Below are 1,651 nucleotides of genomic sequence, written 5' to 3' on the forward strand. Positions count from 1 at the left end.
CGGGCATTTCAGCCCTATTTCATACCCGAACGTCTCGCACCATCCGCTTACACTTGTCACTACTGAGGTATCGACCATACTCTCAGAGCCTAAGAGGGATTACAACGTTCCGTTTATATGGGCATTCCATCTTTAGATTTGTCCTTTCCACCGGGGTACTTTTAAAGGTCTGTGTAGGTGATGTTACAATTACCCTACTTTTTCCCTAACTCTTTTGAGCGGAGCGTATCAACCTGTTTAGCTACTTAATCCTTATGGCGGTTCAAGTCGGAACATTCAGATTTCCTTAATCATGGATGGTTGGCAGTGGTCGCCTCTGGTAGTAGGTTCTACTTCACGCCTTCCGTTCCCCGCTTCAGTCCTGGGGTTATGATTCCCAAAACTGGGGGTGGCTATCGCGGTTACTCTCAACGCAATTGTTAAGAAATCGTTAAGATTTCCGATTTTGCGTTTTGACCTTGAGTTCCCTGCCTTGTTTTGTATATTTCTATACCAAGCTTTGGGACATATAAACAGTTATGGGGATGCTCAGAGGCGAGCCTCTTATATTCAACCAAGGGGCTGAAGTCCCCATCAGGCGGTTATTTCGGGTGTTTCTACCCTATTTCATGCCTGAACGTCCCGCACTGTATATCGATTATATCAACTTAGTCCGCCGAAAAGCGATCGCCTAAGCGATTACGTTCCATCAACTCGGTGATCTCCGACTTAGGTAATTCTGGCCGCGACTGAAACTCCTGGCTTTCCTGAGAATACTCGCAGGCGTGCGGCGCGGGGTAGAGTTCAACGGGTTTTGGTTTCCGGGGTCTAATATTATGGGGATGTACATCAAACCCGGTTACCAGTGGACCTTGATTAACAGAAACCGGGGGAAGTTCCACTGTCTGACGGGGAAGGTTCACAACTTGAGTATCAATAGCAGGTTCTGGGTCAGCCACAGTCGCCATTTCCTTATCAATAGCAGGTTCTGGGTCAGCCACAGTCACAGAAGCTACCGTCGAGAAAGTATAAAAAATCCTACCATCATCTGTTACCTCAAACTCAGCCGCAAATTCCAGCGCCTTTTGGTCGAGATAAGCCTGAACTTGGGGACCGGTAAGCTGAGTAGCCAAAGCCAGATCCAAAGGGGTGATCCGTCCTTCATGTTCCCGGATCAAAGCATAAAAAGCCTGATCCAGACTCTGTTGTAGGCGGCGAGACTGGTAGGAGTAGTATCGCCATAGCATCCAAACACCTACAAAAGAGGCGATCGCCAATAGCCAAGGAAAAGCCGTCCGCATGAGAAACAGTAAAAAAGCCACCGCCAGCAATAGAGATAAATACTCTCCGCCGCCGGGAGAATTGGGACTTGATTTTGGGGAAATCTGATTTTCGCTCATTCAAATAATGATTAAAGTTATGTTACATTTTTTATGAGAGGAGCATGATTTAATCTCAAATTAGGTTAACATTTTACGGCAATACGGTATAATACCAAGTATGGTGCGAGACCTTCGGGTATGAAATCGAGCTGAAATGGGCGTGGGGACTACCCGGTGAGGACTTCAACCCCTTGGTTGATTAGGTCGCATCCCTGGCTATCCCATAACACAGCCGGATTTTTGGGCCCACCTTCGAGACTTCCAATATGGCCAGTCAGGTGAAGCGTCTA

Annotated in this window: 2 protein-coding genes; one reads left to right on the forward strand and one right to left on the reverse strand. The window is 47.2% G+C overall.

Features of this window, described 5'->3' with window-relative positions:
• Positions 1–524: 524 nt before the first annotated feature.
• Positions 525–674, forward strand: coding sequence for a hypothetical protein (locus tag P5683_RS24600; protein WP_196797727.1), 150 nt, complete (start codon positions 525–527; stop codon positions 672–674).
• Here the strand turns inward: P5683_RS24600 and P5683_RS24605 are convergent.
• Positions 648–1,379, reverse strand: coding sequence for a hypothetical protein (locus P5683_RS24605; protein WP_006669161.1), 732 nt, complete (start codon positions 1,377–1,379; stop codon positions 648–650). The two genes, P5683_RS24600 and P5683_RS24605, sit on opposite strands and share 27 nt — an antisense overlap.
• Positions 1,380–1,651 lie beyond the last annotated feature (272 nt).

It is taken from the genome of Limnospira sp. PMC 1279.21 (assembly GCF_032349615.1).
Taxonomy (GTDB): Bacteria; Cyanobacteriota; Cyanobacteriia; order Cyanobacteriales; family Microcoleaceae; genus Limnospira; species Limnospira fusiformis.